We start from the raw sequence: 18207 nt of genomic DNA on the forward strand, positions 1-18207 counted from the left end.
CATGACCGGTCAGCCGATCACGCTGAGGCTGCGCATCCAGGACCCGGTTCCTGGCGTGGCCTACAGCCTGCAGGACAAGAAGAACCATCCCGTGGGGCCGGTGGTCGCGGGCGACGCCTCCCTCGCCCTCGACGTGGAGGTGCGCGCCGCGCCGGGGCCCCGGTTCCTGGGCGAGTTCGTCCGCAGCGAAGGGCCCAGCCGGCGGTTCGTCTACATCGCCATCGGAACCTCGGCCGGCCAGCACGGCTCGACCTGGACGAGGCGGGCCAAGATCGACATCCACACCATCCCGGCCGACCTGCTGGCGCGGGCCCTGGAGGGCGCGGTGCTGGAGGTGCTGCTGCCCGGCCGCGCCAAGGACGGCGGCCCGGCCTGCGCCACCGTCGTCCCGCTCGAAGGCTGGCGCGTGGTCGGCTGACGCGCGCCTTCCTCTGGCCCTCGACTCCGGCTAAGAACGGAGCATGAACGACGCCGTCGACCCCTACCTGATCCTCGCCCTGGTGTTCCTGCTCGCCGCCGCCGGCGCGGTGGTGTGGGCGATCATGGCCCAGCGCAAGGCCGCGGCCGCCGAGCAGGAGGCCTGGCGGCTGTCCGCGCAGCTGGAGCAGGCGCTGGAGCGCCACCGCATGCTGGAAGACCAGTCGGCGACCCAGATCGAACTGATCCGCGCCCAGGCCGAGAAGAGCGCCCAGGCGGTGGCCGAGCAGCTCATCAAGCGGGCCGACGAGAACGCCAAGAGCCGCGACCAGCTGACCCATGCCCGCCTGGAGGCCCAGCTGAAACCGGTGGCCGAGACCCTGGCCAAGTTCGAGGCCCAGGTCACCGCCGTCGAGAAGGTGCGCGCCGAGGAGACCGGCGGCCTGAAAGCCCAGATCGCCGCCTTGATGGAAGCCTCGACCGCCACCCAGGCCGAGGCCCGCAAGCTGTCGGCGGCCCTGCGTCGCGGGGCCGGCGTGCAGGGCCGCTGGGGCGAACAGATGCTGCGCAACGTGCTGGAGATGGCGGGCCTGAAGCACGGCGTCGACTTCACCGAGCAGGTGCAGCTGGACGGCGGCCGCATCCGGCCCGACGTGGTGGTGCGCATGCCGCGCAACGCCGCCTTCGTCATCGACGCCAAGTGCTCGCTGAACGCCTATCTGGAAGCCCAGGACGCGGTCGACGACGTCACCCGCGAGGCCGCCTACCTGCGCCACGCCGCGTCCTTGCGCACGCACATCCAGCAGCTGTCGGCCAAGGCCTATTGGGACGCCCTGGAGGTCTCGCCCGACTTCGTGGCCATGTTCGTGCCCGGCGACGGGATTCTCGCGGCGGCCCTGGAGCGCGCGCCCGAACTGATGACCGAGGCCATGGAAAAGCGGGTCATCATCGCCACGCCCTCGACCCTGTTCGCCCTCTGCAAGGCCGTGTCCTACGGCTGGCGCGTGGAGGAGCAGGCCAAGAACGCCGTCGAGGTCGCCGCCCTGGGCCGCGAGCTCTACAAGCGCGTGGCCGACATGGGCGGCCACGTGGCCGGCATGGGCAAGTCGCTGTCGGCCGCCGTCGACAAGTATAACGCCTTCGTCGGCTCACTGGAGAGCCGGGTGCTGCCCAAGGCCCGCGAGTTCGAGAAGCTGAAGGTCGAGCACGGCGGCAGGGGCATCGAGGAGCTGGCCGGCGTCGACACCGCGGTGCGGCCGGTCACCAAGCTGGAAATCTCAGACGCCTCAAATGGTTCTGGCGACGGGGTGGGACAAAACCCCGCCTTGACCCTTGGAAACGGGACGCCTACCTGAGTCCCGTTATGGCTATCCGTCGCATCCTCACCATCGACAATGCCGCCGACCTGGCGACGCTGAAGAAGATTTCCACGCCCGTCGAGGCCGTCACCGACGAGGTGCGCGCCCTGATGGATGACATGCTGGAGACCATGTACGACGCGCCCGGCATCGGCCTGGCCGCCGTGCAGATCGGCGAGCCCGTGCGCATCATCGTCATGGACCTGGCCCGCGAGGAAGAAGAGCCGGCGCCGCGCTACTTCATCAATCCCGAGCTGTTCGATCCGTCGGAAGAGCTGTTCGTCTACGAGGAAGGCTGCCTGTCGGTGCCGGAATATTTCGACGCCGTCGAACGCCCGGCCCGCATCAAGGTGCGCTACCTGAACTACCAGGGCGAGAAGGTCGAAGAAGAGGCCGAGGGCCTGTTCGCCGTCTGCATCCAGCACGAGATGGACCACCTGGAAGGCGTGCTGTTCATCGACCACCTGTCGCGCCTGCGCCGCGACCGGGCGATGGCCAAGGCCAAGAAGGTCGCCCGGGTGGCCTGATCGCCGCCGCATGGAGTTTCAGAAGAGCCCCGGTCCCAAAGGCCGGGGCTTTTTTTGATCCTCCCTCGCGTAGCGGGGGAGGTGGCGCGGCGCCATCGGCGATGTGACGGAGGGGGCGACGGCTCGCACGGCGCCCAGTCTCGCCCCCTCCACCACTTCGTGGTCCTCCTCCCCCGCAAGCGGGGGAGGAGAGGGGCGGCGCCAAGATCCTCCCCCTCTGGCGGAGGTGGCCCGAAGGGCCGGAGGGGGGGCGTTTTCAGCTTCCGCTGAACTGGTCGATCATCGCGCCACACCCCGCTCCGTCAACGTCGCCGACACCTCTCCCTTCAGGGAGAGGGTTCCCCCGCGCGGCTTCACGCGCTAACCCGCATCCTAGATGCCCCAGTCCGTACGCACCGCCTATCGTGAGCGTCTCGCCGCCGGCGAGATCCGTCCCGACGTCGCCCAGGCCGCCGCCATCGACGCCCTGGCCCGCCTGGAGTCAGACCTCGACAATGCCGGCGAGCCCAGCTTCTCGTTCTTCGGCCGCAAGCCCAAGAGCCAGCGCGGGCTCTACATCTGGGGGCCGGTCGGCCGCGGCAAGTCGATGGTCATGGACCTGTTTTTCGACAGCGCCCCGGTGCACCGCAAGCGCCGGGTCCACTTCCATGTCTTCATGGCCGAAGTGCACGCCCACATCGACGCCTGGCGCAAGGGCGACGCCGCCGAGCGCAAGGCGCGCTTCGGCCGCCACAAGGGCGACGACCCGATCGCGCCGACGGCCGAGCTGATCGCGGGCGAGGCGCGGCTTCTCTGCTTCGACGAACTGCAGGTCACCGACATCGCCGACGCCATGATCCTGGGCCGGCTGTTCGAGGCGCTGTTCGCGGAAGGGGTCACGCTGGTGGCCACCTCCAACCGTCCGCCCGACGACCTCTACAAGGACGGCCTCAACCGCCAGCTCTTCACCCCCTTCATCGCCATGCTGAAGGAGAAGATGGAAGTGGTGGCCGTGCGCGGCCCCGTCGACTTCCGCCTCGACCGCCTGCGGGCCGGCCGCACCTGGCTCTCACCCCTCGGCAAGACCACCGAGGCCGAGTTCGACACGCTGTGGGCCGACATGCTGGACGGCGCCGAGGAGACCGGCGCGACGCTGGAGGTGATGGGCCGCAAGCTGCGCCTGCCGCGCGCCGCCGGCGGCCTGGTGCGCAGCTCGTTCGCCAGCCTGTGCCAGCAGGCGCTGGGGCCGCAGGACTACCTGGCCCTGGCCGAACGCTTCCACACCATCTTCCTGGAAGACATTCCGCTGCTCGTTCCCGAGAAGCGCGACGCGGCCAAGCGCTTCAACACCCTGATCGACGCCCTCTACGAGGCCGACGCCAAGCTGGTGGCCCTGGCCGCCGGCGAGCCCGAGGCGCTGTACCCGGCCGGCGACGGCTCGTTCGAGTTCGAGCGCACCGTGTCGCGCCTGCAGGAGATGCGCTCGGCGGACTATGTGGGGCGGGTGCGGGACTAGGATCTGAAACCTCTCCCATAGGGAGAGGGAGGGTCCGATTTCTCAGAACACCCTATCCAGCGACACGGTGAACCTGCAGGCCAGCCCCGCCGGTTCGTACTCGATCGCCACCCGCCCGCGCAGCTCGGCGCCAATGCTGCGTTCGATCAGGCGCGAGCCGAAGCCCCGGCGATCCGGGACGGCCACGGGCGGGCCGCCGGCTTCGCGCCATTCGAAGGACAGCATGCCCGGCGGCTCCTCGCGCCAGGTCAGCAGCAGGCGGCCGGTCTCGGTGCTCAGCGCGCCGTACTTGGCGGCGTTGGTGGCCAGTTCGTGGAACACCATGCCCAGCGACAGGGCCACGCGGGCGGGCAGGTTGAGGTCGGGGCCGTCCATGACGATGCGGGCCGGATCGTAGGGCGCCAGCTCCTGCGCCAGGATCTGGCGCAGGCCCGCGCCGGCCCACTGGCTGTCGGTCAGGGCGTTGTGGGTCTGGGACAGCGCCAGCAGGCGGGCCTCGAAGGCGCGGGCGAAGGCCTCCGGCGTCAGGGCGCCGCGCAGGGTCTGGCGAGCGATGGCCTGCACCGTGGCCAGGGTGTTCTTGACGCGATGGTTCAACTCGTCGAGCAGCAGCCGCTGCTGCTCGCCGGCCAGCACCTTGTCGGTGACGTCCGAACCCTCGACCAGCACGCCGGAGACCGAGCCGTCCGGCTCGATGATCGGCTGGTAGATGAAGTCGAGGAAGCGGTCCTCCAGAGGCCCGTCCGGCGTGCGTTGCAGCGCGACCTTGATCTCGCGGCCGATGAAGGCCTCGGCGCTGGCGGCGACCCGGTCGAGCAGGGTCACGAAGCCCTGTTCGACCACCTCGGGCAGGGCCTCGCGCAGGGGCAGGCCCACGACGTCGCGCCAGCCGATCAGCTGGGTATAGGCTTTGTTGACCAGGTCGAAGCGGTGCTCGGGCCCGCGCAGCACGGCCATGAAGCTGGGGGCCTGCATGAACAGGCGACGCAGGTCGTCGTTCTGGCCCCCGGCGGCGCCGGCCCGCAGCAGCACGTCGTCCTGCAGCATGGCCATCTCGCCCCGACCGAAGGCGACTTCCTTCAGCCGCTGGATGGCCGTGACGTCCTGGGTGTGCTGGACGATGTAGGCTGTCCTGCCGTCGGGACCGGGAATCGGGGTGTGAGTGGCGCTCCAGATCCGATCCTCGAAGCCGCCGCCCAGATGGTCGGGGCGCTCGATGGCGTAGGGGATCAGCGGCAGGTGGTCGACCTTGCCGCTGTCGCGGGCCCGCAGCAGCGACTCCTCGAGCCGTGCGCGCGACTCGCCCTCGGCGGGGAAGGCCTCGAACACGTGGACGCCCGCGATGCTCTCCCAGCCGCGACCGACGGCGTCCAGATAGGCCTGGTTGGCGGCGACGTACCGCAACTGCCGGTCCAGCATCATGTACGGCGTCGGCAGACGATCGAACACCGTCGCGAAATCGATCGGCCCAGTCATCGCCTGAAGTTCATCGCCTGAAGGTCATCCCCCACTGAACAGCCAGCGATAACGCAAGCTTTGCTAGAGAGGTTCCTTCATTCCCCCATCGGGTGAAATGCGAACGTATCTCAAGTAACGGCCGTTTCGTTGACACCCCGGCGCTCGCGCTTAAAAGCGTCCCGCAACGCACAAATCCACAGGTTGGACGTAAAAATGACCGAGACGAGCCGGGGGCTCCCTGAGCGTCCGCTGTCGCCGCACCTCCAGGTCTGGCGCTGGCACATCACCATGGCGTGCTCGATCCTGCACCGCGCCAGCCTGTTCGCCCTCTATGTCGGCGTCCTTCTGCTGGCCGGCTGGGCCCTGGCCCTGGCCTCGGGTCCCGACCACTACGCCTGCTACACCGGCGTGCTGGGTTCGGTGCTGGGCAAGCTGGTGCTGTTCGGCATCACGGTCGCGGTCTTCTACAACGTCGGCTACATCGTCCGTCAGAGCTTCTGGGACCTGGGCAAGGGCTTCGCGCCGAAGACCGCCGACGCCACGGGCCTGGCCGTGATCGCGTTCGCGATCGTCGCCGCCGTGGTCACCTGGATCATCGCCCTCGCGACCGGAGCGATCTGACCATGAGCACCTCCAAGAGCCAATTCCGCACCCCGCTGTCGCGCGCGCGCGGCCTGGGCGCCTCGCACCACGGCGTGGGTCACTTCATCTCCGAGCGCGTCTCGGGCCTCGCCCTCGTGCCGCTGTTCATCTGGGGCGCCTTCGCCGGCATCCGCCTGGCCGGCTCGGACTTCGACACCGTCGCCGCCTGGGTGGCGATCCCGATCAACGCCGTCCTGCTGTCGCTGCTGTTCATCGCGCTGCTGGTGCACCTGAAGAACGCCATCCAGGTGGTCATCGAGGACTATGTCGAGGCGTTCGCCCCGAAGGCCGCCCTCGTCATCGGCAACCTCTTCGTCTGCATGCTCGCGGGCGCCGCCGGGATCGTCTCGATCCTGAAGATCGCCTTCACCGGAGCCCTTTGATGTCGGCCTATACGTTCATCGACCACAAGTTCGACGTCGTCGTCGTGGGCGCCGGCGGCTCGGGCCTCCGCGCCGCGCTCGGCGCCGCGCAAGCCGGCCTCAAGACCGCCTGCATCACCAAGGTGTTCCCGACCCGCAGCCACACCGTGGCGGCCCAGGGCGGCATCTCGGCCTCGCTCGGCAACATGGGCCAGGACGACTGGCGCTGGCACATGTTCGACACCGTCAAGGGTTCGGACTGGCTGGGCGACCAGGACGCCATCGAGTACCTGACCCGCAACGCTCCGGCGGCGGTCTATGAACTCGAGCACTGGGGCGTGCCGTTCTCGCGCACGGCCGAGGGCAAGATCTACCAGCGCGCCTTCGGCGGCATGACCAAGAACTTCGGCGAAGGCCCGATCCAGCGCACCTGCGCGGCGGCCGACCGCACCGGTCACGCCATGCTGCACACGATGTACGGCCAGTCGCTGGCCCACGACACCGAGTTCTTCATCGAGTATTTCGCCCTCGACCTGATCATGGAAGACGGCGCCTGCCGCGGCGTGACCGCGTGGAAGCTCGACGACGGCACCCTGCACCGTTTCCAGGCCCAGACCGTGATCCTGGCCACCGGCGGCTATGGCCGGGCCTACTTCTCGGCTACCTCGGCCCACACCTGCACGGGCGACGGCAACGCCATGGCGCTGCGCGCCGGCCTGCCGCTGCAGGACATGGAATTCGTGCAGTTCCACCCGACCGGCATCTACGGCGCCGGCTGCCTGATCACCGAAGGCGCCCGCGGCGAAGGCGGCTATCTGACCAACTCGGAAGGCGAGCGCTTCATGGAGCGCTACGCCCCGTCGGTTAAGGACCTGGCGCCTCGCGACATGGTCAGCCGCGCGATGACCATCGAGATCCGCGAAGGCCGCGGCGTGGGCCCCAACAAGGACCACATCTTCCTGCACCTCGACCACCTGGATCCGAAGATCCTGGCCGAGCGCCTGCCGGGCATCTCGGAGACGGCGAAGGTGTTCGCCGGCGTCGACGTGACCAAGGCGCCGATCCCGGTGCTGCCGACCGTCCACTACAACATGGGCGGCATACCGACGAACTATCACGGCGAAGTCGTCACCAAGTCGGGCGACAACCCCGACCAGGTGATCCCGGGCCTGATGGCCGTGGGCGAAGCCGCCTGCGTGTCGGTGCACGGCGCCAACCGCCTGGGCTCGAACTCGCTGATCGATCTCGTGGTGTTCGGCCGCGCGGCCGGCCTGCGCTGCGCCGAGACCCTGACCCCCGGCGCCAAGCAGCCGGAACTGAAGGCGTCGCAGACCGAAGCGCACATCGAGCGCTTCGACCGCATGCGCAACGCCAACGGCTCGATCCCGACCGCCGAACTGCGCCTCGAAATGCAGAAGGCAATGCAGGAAGACGCCGCCGTGTTCCGCACCGGCGAGAGCCTGGACAGCGGCGTGGCCCGCCTGCAGGCCGTCTGGGACAAGAAGGGCGACGTGAAGGTCTCCGACCGCGGTCTGGTGTGGAACACCGACCTGATGGAAACCCTCGAGTTCGACAACCTCATCGGCCAGGCCGTCGTGACGGTGAACGGCGCGGCCAACCGCACCGAGAGCCGCGGCGCCCACGCCCGCGAGGACTTCTCCGAGCGCAACGACACTGAGTGGATGAAGCACACCCTGGCCTGGCTCGACAACGAGACCGGCAAGGTCAGCATCGATTTCCGTCCGGTGCACAACTACACGATGTCGCAGGACATCGACTACATCCCGCCGAAGCAACGGGTTTACTAGGGGAACGCAGATGGTCCAGCTCTCTCTTCCCAAGAACTCCCGCGTTCAGAGCGGCAAGCACTGGCCCGCTCCGGCCGGCGCCAAGAACGTGCGCTCGTTCAAGATCTACCGCTACGATCCCGAAACCGGGATGAACCCGCGGTGGGACACCTATGACGTCGACGTCGACGCCTGCGGCCCCATGGTCCTGGACGCGCTGCTCTACATCAAGAACACCATCGACCCGACCCTGGCCTTCCGCCGGTCGTGCCGCGAGGGTGTCTGCGGCTCCTGCGCGATGAACATCGGCGGCCGCAACACCCTGGCCTGCACGCACGGTCACTCGGAGACCCCGGGCAAGGCCGTGCAGATCAGCCCGCTGCCGCACGTGCCGGTGGTCAAGGACCTGATCCCGGACCTGACGCTGTTCTACGCCCAATACGCCTCGATCGAGCCGTGGCTGCACACCACGACCCCCGAGCCGCAGAAGGAGTGGCGCCAGGCCCCGGAAGACCGCGAGAAGCTCGACGGTCTGTACGAGTGCATCCTGTGCGCCTGCTGCTCGACCTCGTGCCCCAGCTACTGGTGGAACGGCGAGAAGTACCTGGGCCCGGCGGCCCTGCTGCACGCCTACCGCTGGCTGATCGACAGCCGGGATGAAGCCACCGGCGAGCGCCTCGACGACCTCGAGGACCCGTTCAAGCTCTATCGCTGCCACACGATCATGAACTGCGCCCAGGTCTGCCCGAAGGGCCTGAACCCGGCCAAGGCCATCGCCTCGATCAAGAAGATGCTGGTGGAGCGCGTGGTCTGACGACCCATTCTCTTCCGGTTTTCGGATAGTCTGCAAAGCCTCGCCGCTCGTCGGCGAGGCTTTCGCATATTCGGCGGCCTGTTCGCCTGCCGCGCTTTCCGGCGGGCGCCCTTTCCGATAGGGCGGGTGCTGTTCTATGGCTGGAACGACGTTGGTCGGCCCGGCTTGCAAAAGATGACGGGGTCGTCAATTTTGTTCCGTGCGGGAGGCAAGCGCGTTGAGTGAAGCGGTCGTGAGCGATCCGAAGGCCAAGGTGGTGATCGTCGGCGCGGGCCATGCGGGCGGCTCGGCCGCCGCCTTTCTGCGCCAGTACGGCCACGAGGGCCCGATCGTGATGATTGGCGAAGAGCCGTTGCTGCCCTATCAGCGCCCGCCGCTGTCCAAGGCCTGGCTGAAGGGCGAGGCCGACGCCGACAGCTTGGCCCTCAAGCCGCAGGAATGGTACGCCGAGGCCAATGTCGCGCTGCGCCTGCAAGGGGTGGCGACCGGCCTCAACCGCGGCGATCGCACCGTGACCCTCGCCTCGGGCGAGGTCATCACCTACGACTTTCTGATCCTGGCCACCGGCGCTCGCGCCCGCGAACTGCCGATCCCCGGCGCGGATCTGGCCGGCGTGCTGGCCCTGCGCACGGCGGCCGACGCCGAGGCGCTGAAGGCGGCCCTGGGTGAGGGCAAGCGCCTGGCCGTGGTCGGCGGCGGCTATGTCGGCCTGGAGGCGGCCGCCTCGGCCCGCGCCCTGGGGGCCGAGGCCACGGTGATCGAGCGCGAGAGCCGGGTGCTGGCCCGCGTGGCCTGCGAGACCCTGTCGACCTTCTTCCAGGACTATCACGGCGCCCGCGGCGTGACATTCGAGCTGAACGCCAATGTCGAGGCCTTCGAGGGCGAGGACGGCCACGTCACCGGCGTGCGCCTGAAGGGCGGCGAGGTCGTGCCTTGCGACGCCGCCCTCGTGGGCGTCGGCGCCCATCCCAATGTCGAGTTGGCCCAGGACGCGGGCCTGGAGTGCACGGGCGGCATCGTCGTCGATCTCGAGGCCCGCACCAGCGATCCGCGCGTCTTCGCCATCGGCGACGTCGCCCATCGGCCGCTGCCGCTGTACGAGCGCCAGTTCCGTCTCGAAAGCGTGCCCAACGCCCTGGAGCAGGCCAAGCAGGCCGCCGCCGCCATCGTCGGCCGCGCGAGCCCGTCGCCGGAAGTGCCGTGGTTCTGGTCGGATCAGTACGACCTGAAGCTCCAGATCGCCGGCCTGCCGTTCGACGCCGACAGCACCATCGTGCGCGGCGACGTGGCCGCCGCCAAGTTCGCCGTCTTCCACCTCAAGGGCGACCTCGTCCAGGCCGTGGAAGCCGTCAACGCGCCGCCCGAGTTCATGGCCGGCAAACAATTGATCGCCAAGCGGACGCCCGTGTCTAAGACAAAGCTGTCCGATCCGGCGATATCCATGAAGGAAGTGGCGGCCTGAAAGCCGCCCGCTAGCTACGCAGGGGAACCATGGCCAAGATCACCTACATCGAATTCGACGGGACCGAGCACGTCCTCGACGTCAAGCCGGGCCTGACGGTCATGGAAGGCGCTGTGAAGAACAACGTCCCGGGCATCGACGCCGACTGCGGCGGCGCCTGCGCCTGCGCGACCTGCCACGTCTATGTGGACGACGCCTGGACCGACAAGACCGGCGACAAGTCGGCCATGGAGGAGTCGATGCTCGACTTCGCCGAGAACGTCGAACCCAACAGCCGCCTGTCCTGCCAGATCAAGGTCAGCGACGCGCTGGACGGCCTGGTCGTGCGCCTGCCGGAAAGCCAGCACTGACACTTTGAGAGGCGAGGGGATCTCAGCGGCTCGGGACGAGGCGCCGGATCCCCTCTTGCATTTCCAGGAGCGCCTCGACGACGTGTTCGTCGCGGATCATCGCGCGCGCATAGGCCTCCACGCGCGGCAGCGCCTCGATCGGGTCGATCCCGAGACGCCCGCCCGTGACCCGGGCGGCCAGCAGCGCAGGCGCGATCGCGCAGTCGGCGTGCGACAGTGATCCGCCGACGGCGTAGGGGCCGTCTTCCAGCAGGTCGTCGAGCAGGGCCAGGGCGTCGGCCAGCTGGTCGACCAGCCGGCGGTTCTCGGTCGGACTCTGGGGCGCGGCCAGCGCGACCATCGGCGGCATCAGGTAGAGATCGGCGACGCGCACCAGCTGCCGCGCCCGCGCGCGTTCCAGGACGTCGGCGGGGAGAAGCGGGCGCGCCTGGGGAAAGAGCTCCTCGAGCAGCTCCAGGATGACGGCCGACTCCCACACCGCCTCACCGTCGTCGAAGATCAGCACCGGCACGCGGCCCGTCGGGCTGATGTCGCGAAATTGCCTGTCATTGGGCCAGCCGGACGGCGGCGGGACGATCTCGACGTCCAGGCCCTTGGCCCGGAGCGCGATCCTGACCCGGGTCGCGAACGGCGAGGCCGGAAGGCTGATCAGCTGCATGGAAGGCCCCCTCTTAAGCGAGGGCGCGACCTTCGCGCGCTCCGGCGCGGCTTGCAACCGAAGGGGTCAGGCCCCCTTGGCGCTCGCCGCCACGGGAGCGGCGGCGATGGGGCCCTGGCTGAGGGTCGGATCCTTGGCGACCACCCGCCGCGCCAGAATTTCCGAGCCGCTGCCGGTCAGGTGGCCGTAGTCGAACTGCACCGGATAGCCCTTCGGGTCGATCTCCAGGCAGTGGCCGGCCGGGCACATGGCCGAGGCCAGAGACACGTAGCGGGCGCCCTTCTTGCGCGCCAGCTTGCCGACCTCGCGGTCGACGCCGCTGACGTCGATGCGCTGCTCGTCGACGAAGTCGGGATCGTGCAGGCGGTCGGAGACGGCCAGCAGGCGGGGCAGGGGCGAGCGGTACTCGATGATCGGGCCGAACACGATGACGTCCAGGCCCTGGCCGCGCAGCTTGGTCAGGGTGGCTTCCAGCCGCGGCAGATCCTCGCGCTTCCAGCGGGCGGCCAGCACGACGGTGTCGACCTTGTGGGCCGGCAGGTAGTCGTCGAACATCCGGTCCATCAGCGCCACGCAGCGCTCCTCGGCCGAGCCGGGGTGGGTCAGGGTCGGCTTGCAGCCCGAGGCGGTGGCCTGCATCACGTTCACCGTCGGCATGGCCTTGGCCAGGCCGTACCACAGGTGGGCGGCGTGGCTGTCGCCGATCAGCAGGTAGTCGCGGCGTTTGGGATCCTGGCGGACGCAGGCCATGTCGAAGTCGTCGACGGTCGAGCCCGACGGCAGGAAGCAGGTGCCCTCGCGCATCTGGCGGTGGCTCTTGTCGGTCAACAGGTCGGCGATCTGCTGGACACGCGGCGAGTAGCGGTAGGACAGGCCCTGGTCGACCTGGCCGGCCACGCCGACGGCGACCAGCACGGCCGCGGCGGCGCCGGCGGCCTGGAACAGCGCCTTGCGGGGCAGCTTCAGCGGGCCGACCCGGAAGGGCCGCTCGATCAGCCACCACGAGATCGTCGCCAGCACCAGCGAGACCAGCACCGTGCCGATCTTGATCGCCATGGCCGGGGCGCCGCCGAACAGGAAGCTGTTCATCTGGGCGCCGACCATCACCGGCCAGTGCCACAGGTACAGCGAGTAGGAGATCAGGCCGACGAAGACGACGGGGCGCCACGACAGCAGCCGGCCCATCAGCGTCGGCCCCGTCTCGCCGGCGGCGATGACCAAAGCAGCGCCCAGGCAGGGCAGGATGGCGGCCGCGCCGGGGAAGGGCATCTGCTCGCGATACAGCAGCACCGCTGCGCCGATCATCGCCAGGCCGGCGAAGGCGGCGGCTTCGCGCATCCAGGCGCTGCGGATCTTGGGAACCATGCCGAGCGCCAGCACCGAGCCGATCATCAGCTCCCAGGCGCGGTTGTGCGGCAGGTAGAAGGCCGCGCTGGGCGCCAGGGCAACGCTGGCCACGGCGCTGGCGAACGAGGCGGCCATCAGGCCCCAGATGATCGGCTTCAGCCGCGTGGGGAACACCCGCAGCAGAAACGACAGCAGCAGCGGAAAGACGATGTAGAACTGCTCTTCCACCGACAGCGACCAGGTGTGCAGCAGAAGCTTGGTCGAGGAGTCGGAGTCGAAATAGCCGGCCTGGGTCCAGAAGAAGACGTTCGAGGCCGAGAACACCGCCGCGATCAGGCTGCGGGCGTATTCCAGCATCTCGCCGGGCAGCAGGGTGAAATAGGCCAGCGCGGTGGCCGCGACCAGCACCGCCAGCAGGGCCGGCGCGATCCGCCGCACTCGCCGCTCGTAGAACCGCAGCAGCGAGAAGTCGCCCCGGGAGAGCTCGGCGAAGATATTGCCGGTAATCAGGTAGCCGGAGATGACGAAGAACACGTCCACCCCGACGAAACCGCCGGGCAGCTGGTTGAAGCCGGCGTGGAAGGCCACCACCGGCAGCACGGCCACGGCGCGCAGGCCGTCGATGTCCTTGCGGTACTGCATGCGTGTATCCCTGCCGTCTGGAACACCGGCTAGTCGCGCGCCGCCCCCCGGGCCCGTCAACGTCAACCTTGGATCGAGAGCGATAAGGACAGCTTGTGACCGTTGCTTGTTCGCCCCGCGCCGAACATGTGGACAGCGCGCGGGCCGCCCTGGGCGATAACCCCGATCGTCAGGGCGATCCATGTCGATGAGGGCCGGTCGCCGACGCAAACCCCCTCGCCTGCGGCGGTCGCGCTTTCGGCTGCGCTTACTTGAGGGCGATCATTCTAATAGTTTATACTTAAGGCTGAATTTGCGAAAGTTCGCCAACGGGGAGTGCGAGCCATGCGGGAAAGACGCGCCCGCTACGTGGTTTTGCCGCGGAGCGGAATCCTGAGCGACACCCTGCAGGCCGCGCTCAGCGAGCCTGGCTTGAAGGCCGGCGCCTGGGAGGAGACCCCGGGGCAGGCCCAGGGCCGCTTGCTGAGGGCCGCTGTCAGCGCAGCTTCGCTGTTCGAGCCAAGCACAGGCGGAGGGACGGAAGCCGTGGCCATGGCCGAGGCCTCGCCGGCGGCGATGGACCAGCTGGCGGCCGAGATCGGCGACGAGGACTATCGGGTGCTGTCGCAGCAGTTCGACGATGGTCCGGCCATGGTCCGCCTGACCGAGACGGCGCGCCTGGGCTTCGAGGCCGCCAATCCGGGCGTACGCGTGCTGCCGGTCACGCGCTACAGCTTGCCCGACACCGAGGCCGCCGCCCGCCGCCGCAGCAAGCCCGCCGCCGAGGGGCGGGGCGGAGCGGAGGTGGCCGCCGCATCGTCCGGCAAGGTCACGCAGAACGCCGTGGGCGCCGACAACCTGGTCTGGGCGGCCGACCTGAAGAGCGTCATCCTGCCCACCCTGGCGGCCGGCGCTCTGGGAGAGGGGGTCAATGTCGGGGTCATCGACACCGGGATCGACTTTGCCCATCCCGCCTTGGCCGGATCTCTGCAGGCTTCGCGCTGCCTGATCGCCGGCGCCAATCCGAGCGCCGGCCGGCCGGTGGACTGGGGCGCGCCCCGCGCCGCCCGGGCCGCTCACGGCACGCACGTCGCCGGGATCATCGCCGCTCGGCCGGGACAGGGCGGTCCCGAAGGCGTGGCGCCGGCCGCGGGTCTGTGCAGCTATCGGATCTTTCCCGACAATCCGGGCGGAGAGAAGGGGGCGGAAAACATCGACATCATAAACTCGATCATCGCCGCCATTCGCGACGGCTGCCATGTGATCAATCTCAGCATCGAGGGCGCCAAGCTGCGCGAGGACGGGGTGCGCAGCGCCATCACCGAGGCCTGGAACCAGGGGGTGATCTGCGTGGCCGCCGCGGGCAACGGCTCGGGCAAGCCGGTCAGCTATCCGGCGGCTCATCCCAACTGCGTGGCGGTGACGGCCCTGGGCAGGAAGGGCGCCTATCCGCCGCGGCCCGAGTTCCAGAAGTACGAGTCGACCGAGCTCTCGGCCACCGACCCGTCGATCTACTTGGCCAGCTTCTCCAACTTCGGGCCCCAGGTGCAGTTCGCCGCGCCTGGACACGCGATCGTTTCGACCTTCCCCGACGGCCAATGGTGGTTCGATTCCGGAACCTCGATGGCCGCGCCCTACGTATCGGGCGTCCTGGCCAGGGTGCTGTCGAACAATCCCCAGGTGCTGAACGCCTTTGGCGACGCAACGCGTAGCGCGGCGATGCTGGGCCTGTTGATCGGCGGCGCCCGAGCCCTGAAGCTTCCGCAGCGTGCTCAGGAGGGGTATGGTCTGGCCTCGTGACCTGGAGTGCGTGTCGTGGATGGCCCCCGCGCCAAGCTGATGCTCTTCCCCAGCGGCGGTTTCGCCGAGGCCGGTCCCGTGGCCATCGACGATCTTCGAACCCAGATCCGCCAGACCACCGGCATCAGCGACCTTGCCCTGGAGCCGCGTGGAGACGCCGGCGTCGAATTGACCTTCCCTGCCCGCAACGCCTGGGAGCGCGACCGCGTCCGCAAGCTGGTCGACAACGAGGTCGACGGCTGGAACGTCGGTGAAATCAGCACCTACGCCCTGCCCAAGTCCTTGTAGGGACGCAGCAGCGCCACGAAGGCGATCAGGCGGGGCGCCTGCCAGCGCGGCGGGCCCGGTGGCATGGCGCGTTCGGCCGCCAGGATCAGGGTAATCATGGGCAGGGCCAGCAGGTGTGAGCCCGGTACGGCCTCGCACAGCATCATCCAGGGCCAGCAGGCCGCCACGCACCAGCTTCCCGTGTGCAGTCCGAACGCCAGGCAGTCGCGCCATGCGGCCCAGCCCTTGACCGACAGTGGTCGCATGCGGTGCGAACGGTTGCGGGCCAGCTGGGCGACCGGCGAGGCGCTCCAGGCCAGGGCTCCGGCCAGGGCCAGCCCGAACAACCATTCGGGGGCGAGCCATTGGCGCAGCAGCATCGTCGCCGCCATCAAAGCCGCGGCCATCGGCGCCCACGCGCCCAGATAGGCCCCCACGAACAGGGCCACCGAGCGCGGCAGGTCCCGGCGGAAGGTGGTGCGCTCGATGTGCTCGATCGGCAGGATCAGGAGGGGCAGCATCATCGCGCAGAGCATGGCGATCCACCTGAGCGCCATGCTCGACGCGTCCAGGAGCTGAAGGTTCACCAACAGCAGGCTCAGCGATGCGCCCTGACCGCAGACGCCGGCCCAGGCCGGCTGTTCGGCGCCGACGCCTCCGGGCGCGAAGGCCAGGACGAAAGCCGCGGCGCTGACCGCCAGGGGCCCGGCGCGCGACCAGCGCCCCAGGCCCGAGGTCAGCTGGACGATCACTCTTCGGTGTCGGGGGCGGTCGCGGAGGGGGCGCTGTAGACGCTGACCCGGCCAACCTTGAAGGGCGCGGTTCCGTCACCGGAGGACGATTGGGTCAGGATGACCTCCAGGTCCTCGAGTTCGGCGTTGGCGTTGCGCTTGAGCGCATTGACCGCGTCGGTGATGTCGACAACGAAGCTCATGCCGTTGCCGCCGTGGCCGCCCTCGGGATCGGAGGCGTCCTCCAGGCCGAACAGCGCCTCGCTGCGAACGAATTCGTCCGCCGACCCCGGAGCCTCCTGGGCTTTGCCCTTCACGCCGATGTTGATGCTGATGACCGCATTGGGCGTCTCGCCCGTCACGTTCTCGATGTTGAGGAAGTAGCTCTGCGGGGCGTCGTCGAGGCCGGCCGGAACGTTGGCGGTGACCAGGCTCAGGTCGGCGGCGATGCTCTCGCCGGGCGGGACCGTGGCGTTGATGACGTTCGCGCCGACCAGGTTGGAGGCGGGAGGGGCGGCGGGGCTTTCGTCGTCGAGGCCTGCGGGCATGGCTGCGCCTCTCACGGTGGGCGGCCGGATGCCGGAGCCCTTGTAAAGATCATCATAGGTGGGGGCCAGCGGGGCGCCGGGCAAGGTCTGGGACGGCTTGAACGAGCGGAACACGCCGTTCGGATCGGGCAGGGTGAAGGGGGGCAGGGCCGGGCCGTTGGCCCAGGCCGAGCCGGTTTCGCGGATATTGGACGGCACGCTCATCCAGGCGGCCCACAGTCGGTCGATGTTGCAGTGATGCAGCCAGAAGATCGGGTCCAGAGCCGCATACCGGGGGCTGCCCATGAAGCCGCGATTGCCGCCGATCATGACGTGCACGAGGTTGTGGGGATTGAGCTCCATGGCGCCGGCGGCGTTCGGCGCGCCGCCGAAGCCTTCCACATTGGGGGCCGGGGTGTAGCGCGTGAGGGTCATGGCTCTCAGGTTGATGTCGGTCGGCAGGCCTGGGCGCGGGGCCAGCACCGTATATTCGCGCGGCCAGGGCGCGCCGCCGCCGCCATAGGGCATGACGTACAGAGGATTGGGCGAGCCGTCGGGCAGGGTCGGCAGGGTGAAGACCCGCGGGATCCGCCGGGAATTGGGATCGTTGGCGTTCAGATAGTTCCAGTAGGGCAGCGTCCAGCCGGGCGGGCCGCCCAGGTCGACGATGGTCTTGGCGACGATCGCCTCGAAGGCGGCGCAGTAGCCCCGGTGCCAGGGCAGAAAGAACCAGTTGCCATGCTGGCACTGTCGCCATTGCGGGGCGACGGGCTGGCCCGGAGGCAGGATGCCGAACTGCTGCCATCCGGCCGGATCGACCCCGTGCAGGGCGGCTTGAAAGGCCCAGCTGGTCGGATCCGAGGCGGGTTTGGCGGCTAGCGCCCTCACGGCCCGGGCGTACCACTCCGTGGTGGGCGACCAGCCATTGCCGAACGATGCGACGTCACGCCTCACATTGGACATTTGGTTCTCCCCGCTGACTTGAGGCCGCGCTCGACGGCCCGCGAGCGTCACAGCTTGACCAGTGGCTGTCAACCTGAGGTATATAAAATGTCGCGTTACCCTTGAGGTGGAGTCGGGTTGCGCGGAATGGTCGCGATGCGAGCGTTGGCCAAGTTTACGTCTCGCGGGTTGCGTTCAAGCTTGACTTTGGCGCGCTCCGATCATCGCATGCTCCCCGCAGGTCACGGTTGTGCGCCTGCAATCTGGGGGCGTGATGTTCTGTCGGGTTGTGTGTCGCGCGTTGGCCGCGATGCTGTGGTCGAGCGTTCTGTCAGTAGGCGTCGCGCAGGCCCAGTCGACAGTCACCTACGCCTATGACGCCCTGGGGCCGCTGTAGAACGACTCCGATCCGGACGGCGATCCACTGACCATCGTGGCGATCAACCAGCCGGACAACGGCGTCACGGCCAGCTTCACCGGCAACACCATATCGCTCGACCGCATCGTCGCGGGGACCGTCGTGGTCGTCTACGCGATCTCGGGCGGCCAGGGGCGCACCGCCCAGGCGAGCCTCTTCATCACCGGCAACCTCGGGACGCCGGAATGGTGACGACGCCCTCGTCCCCCGCCGCCGCCGGGGCC

At 68.9% G+C, this 18207-nt stretch carries 17 protein-coding genes and 1 pseudogene; 13 read left to right on the forward strand and 5 right to left on the reverse strand.

Going from position 1 to position 18207, the window contains the following annotated elements:
• The first annotated feature begins 1 nt into the window (after position 1).
• The 4 genes from ACODR1_RS00895 (at position 2) to zapE (ending at position 3797) form a co-directional block, all read left to right on the forward strand.
• Positions 2-418, forward strand: a complete 417-nt coding sequence (locus ACODR1_RS00895; RefSeq protein WP_488878767.1) for a DUF5990 family protein — start codon at positions 2-4, stop codon at positions 416-418.
• Between the two features lie 43 nt (positions 419-461).
• Positions 462-1772 (forward strand): DNA recombination protein RmuC, encoded by a 1311-nt coding sequence (locus ACODR1_RS00900; RefSeq protein ID WP_488878768.1) that lies wholly within the window; start codon positions 462-464, stop codon positions 1770-1772.
• A gap of 8 nt (positions 1773-1780) precedes the next feature.
• Positions 1781-2302 carry a peptide deformylase gene (gene def, locus ACODR1_RS00905; RefSeq protein ID WP_116488503.1) on the forward strand — a complete coding sequence of 174 codons (522 nt, stop codon included), beginning with the start codon at positions 1781-1783 and terminating at the stop codon, positions 2300-2302.
• Between the two features lie 376 nt (positions 2303-2678).
• The gene (zapE, locus tag ACODR1_RS00910) at positions 2679-3797 is read left to right on the forward strand and encodes a cell division protein ZapE (protein WP_488878769.1); all 1119 of its coding nucleotides are present in this window, start codon (positions 2679-2681) and stop codon (positions 3795-3797) included.
• A 42-nt stretch (positions 3798-3839) separates the two neighbouring features.
• Here the strand turns inward: zapE and ACODR1_RS00915 are convergent, their stop codons facing one another.
• Positions 3840-5273 carry a sensor histidine kinase gene (locus tag ACODR1_RS00915; protein ID WP_488878770.1) on the reverse strand — a complete coding sequence of 478 codons (1434 nt, stop codon included), beginning with the start codon at positions 5271-5273 and terminating at the stop codon, positions 3840-3842.
• 195 nt (positions 5274-5468) lie between these two features.
• Between ACODR1_RS00915 and sdhC the strand changes: the two genes are divergently transcribed.
• From sdhC to ACODR1_RS00945, 6 genes are all read left to right on the forward strand, one after another.
• Positions 5469-5876, forward strand: a complete 408-nt coding sequence (gene sdhC, locus ACODR1_RS00920; RefSeq protein ID WP_488878771.1) for a succinate dehydrogenase, cytochrome b556 subunit — start codon at positions 5469-5471, stop codon at positions 5874-5876.
• Between the two features lie 2 nt (positions 5877-5878).
• Positions 5879-6280 carry a succinate dehydrogenase, hydrophobic membrane anchor protein gene (gene sdhD, locus ACODR1_RS00925; RefSeq protein ID WP_101718639.1) on the forward strand — a complete coding sequence of 134 codons (402 nt, stop codon included), beginning with the start codon at positions 5879-5881 and terminating at the stop codon, positions 6278-6280.
• Positions 6280-8067 carry a succinate dehydrogenase flavoprotein subunit gene (sdhA, locus tag ACODR1_RS00930; protein ID WP_488878772.1) on the forward strand — a complete coding sequence of 596 codons (1788 nt, stop codon included), beginning with the start codon at positions 6280-6282 and terminating at the stop codon, positions 8065-8067. The genes sdhD and sdhA overlap by 1 nt, the downstream gene beginning before the upstream one ends.
• Before the next feature lie 10 nt (positions 8068-8077).
• Entirely contained in the window at positions 8078-8860 is a 783-nt protein-coding gene (locus tag ACODR1_RS00935; RefSeq protein WP_101718637.1) for a succinate dehydrogenase iron-sulfur subunit, read from the forward strand.
• A 232-nt stretch (positions 8861-9092) separates the two neighbouring features.
• A complete protein-coding gene (locus ACODR1_RS00940) occupies positions 9093-10322 on the forward strand; it encodes an NAD(P)/FAD-dependent oxidoreductase (protein ID WP_488878773.1) in 1230 nt (409 codons plus the stop codon).
• A 29-nt stretch (positions 10323-10351) separates the two neighbouring features.
• Positions 10352-10672, forward strand: coding sequence for a 2Fe-2S iron-sulfur cluster-binding protein (locus ACODR1_RS00945; RefSeq protein ID WP_101713977.1), 321 nt, complete (start codon positions 10352-10354; stop codon positions 10670-10672).
• A 22-nt stretch (positions 10673-10694) separates the two neighbouring features.
• Here the strand turns inward: ACODR1_RS00945 and ACODR1_RS00950 are convergent, their stop codons facing one another.
• Complete coding sequence (locus tag ACODR1_RS00950) at positions 10695-11330, reverse strand: glutathione S-transferase family protein (protein ID WP_488878774.1); 636 nt, start codon at positions 11328-11330, stop codon at positions 10695-10697.
• A gap of 66 nt (positions 11331-11396) precedes the next feature.
• A complete protein-coding gene (locus ACODR1_RS00955; RefSeq protein ID WP_488878775.1) occupies positions 11397-13319 on the reverse strand; it encodes an acyltransferase family protein in 1923 nt (640 codons plus the stop codon).
• A 324-nt stretch (positions 13320-13643) separates the two neighbouring features.
• Between ACODR1_RS00955 and ACODR1_RS00960 the strand changes: the two genes are divergently transcribed.
• Positions 13644-15098: a S8 family peptidase gene (locus tag ACODR1_RS00960; protein WP_488878776.1), complete on the forward strand. Its 1455-nt coding sequence runs from the start codon at positions 13644-13646 to the stop codon at positions 15096-15098.
• A 15-nt stretch (positions 15099-15113) separates the two neighbouring features.
• Entirely contained in the window at positions 15114-15386 is a 273-nt protein-coding gene (locus ACODR1_RS00965; protein ID WP_488878777.1) for a hypothetical protein, read from the forward strand.
• On the opposite strand, the gene ACODR1_RS00970 is transcribed toward ACODR1_RS00965, so the two are convergent.
• A complete protein-coding gene (locus tag ACODR1_RS00970; RefSeq protein WP_488878778.1) occupies positions 15362-16117 on the reverse strand; it encodes a copper chaperone in 756 nt (251 codons plus the stop codon). The genes ACODR1_RS00965 and ACODR1_RS00970 overlap by 25 nt on opposite strands.
• A complete protein-coding gene (locus ACODR1_RS00975; protein WP_488878779.1) occupies positions 16114-17586 on the reverse strand; it encodes a tyrosinase family protein in 1473 nt (490 codons plus the stop codon). The genes ACODR1_RS00970 and ACODR1_RS00975 overlap by 4 nt, the downstream gene beginning before the upstream one ends.
• 388 nt (positions 17587-17974) lie before the next feature.
• Here ACODR1_RS00975 and ACODR1_RS00980 point away from each other — a divergent pair.
• Positions 17975-18175, forward strand: a pseudogene (locus tag ACODR1_RS00980) (Ig-like domain-containing protein); the annotation flags it as partial.
• Positions 18176-18207: the final 32 nt, after the last annotated feature.

This window comes from Caulobacter sp. FG7 (assembly GCF_057808875.1).

What these genes read in the sequence shown, in the direction of transcription:
- ACODR1_RS00895 (WP_488878767.1), top strand. Translation starts at nt 2, where the DNA reads ATGACCGGTCAGCCGATCACGCTGAGGCTGCGCATCCAGGACCCGGTT.
- ACODR1_RS00900 (WP_488878768.1), top strand. Translation starts at nt 462, where the DNA reads ATGAACGACGCCGTCGACCCCTACCTGATCCTCGCCCTGGTGTTCCTG.
- def (WP_116488503.1), top strand. Translation starts at nt 1,781, where the DNA reads ATGGCTATCCGTCGCATCCTCACCATCGACAATGCCGCCGACCTGGCG.
- zapE (WP_488878769.1), top strand. Translation starts at nt 2,679, where the DNA reads ATGCCCCAGTCCGTACGCACCGCCTATCGTGAGCGTCTCGCCGCCGGC.
- ACODR1_RS00915 (WP_488878770.1), bottom strand. Translation starts at nt 5,273, where the DNA reads ATGACTGGGCCGATCGATTTCGCGACGGTGTTCGATCGTCTGCCGACG.
- sdhC (WP_488878771.1), top strand. Translation starts at nt 5,469, where the DNA reads ATGACCGAGACGAGCCGGGGGCTCCCTGAGCGTCCGCTGTCGCCGCAC.
- sdhD (WP_101718639.1), top strand. Translation starts at nt 5,879, where the DNA reads ATGAGCACCTCCAAGAGCCAATTCCGCACCCCGCTGTCGCGCGCGCGC.
- sdhA (WP_488878772.1), top strand. Translation starts at nt 6,280, where the DNA reads ATGTCGGCCTATACGTTCATCGACCACAAGTTCGACGTCGTCGTCGTG.
- ACODR1_RS00935 (WP_101718637.1), top strand. Translation starts at nt 8,078, where the DNA reads ATGGTCCAGCTCTCTCTTCCCAAGAACTCCCGCGTTCAGAGCGGCAAG.
- ACODR1_RS00945 (WP_101713977.1), top strand. Translation starts at nt 10,352, where the DNA reads ATGGCCAAGATCACCTACATCGAATTCGACGGGACCGAGCACGTCCTC.
- ACODR1_RS00950 (WP_488878774.1), bottom strand. Translation starts at nt 11,330, where the DNA reads ATGCAGCTGATCAGCCTTCCGGCCTCGCCGTTCGCGACCCGGGTCAGG.
- ACODR1_RS00955 (WP_488878775.1), bottom strand. Translation starts at nt 13,319, where the DNA reads ATGCAGTACCGCAAGGACATCGACGGCCTGCGCGCCGTGGCCGTGCTG.
- ACODR1_RS00960 (WP_488878776.1), top strand. Translation starts at nt 13,644, where the DNA reads ATGCGGGAAAGACGCGCCCGCTACGTGGTTTTGCCGCGGAGCGGAATC.
- ACODR1_RS00975 (WP_488878779.1), bottom strand. Translation starts at nt 17,586, where the DNA reads ATGTCCAATGTGAGGCGTGACGTCGCATCGTTCGGCAATGGCTGGTCG.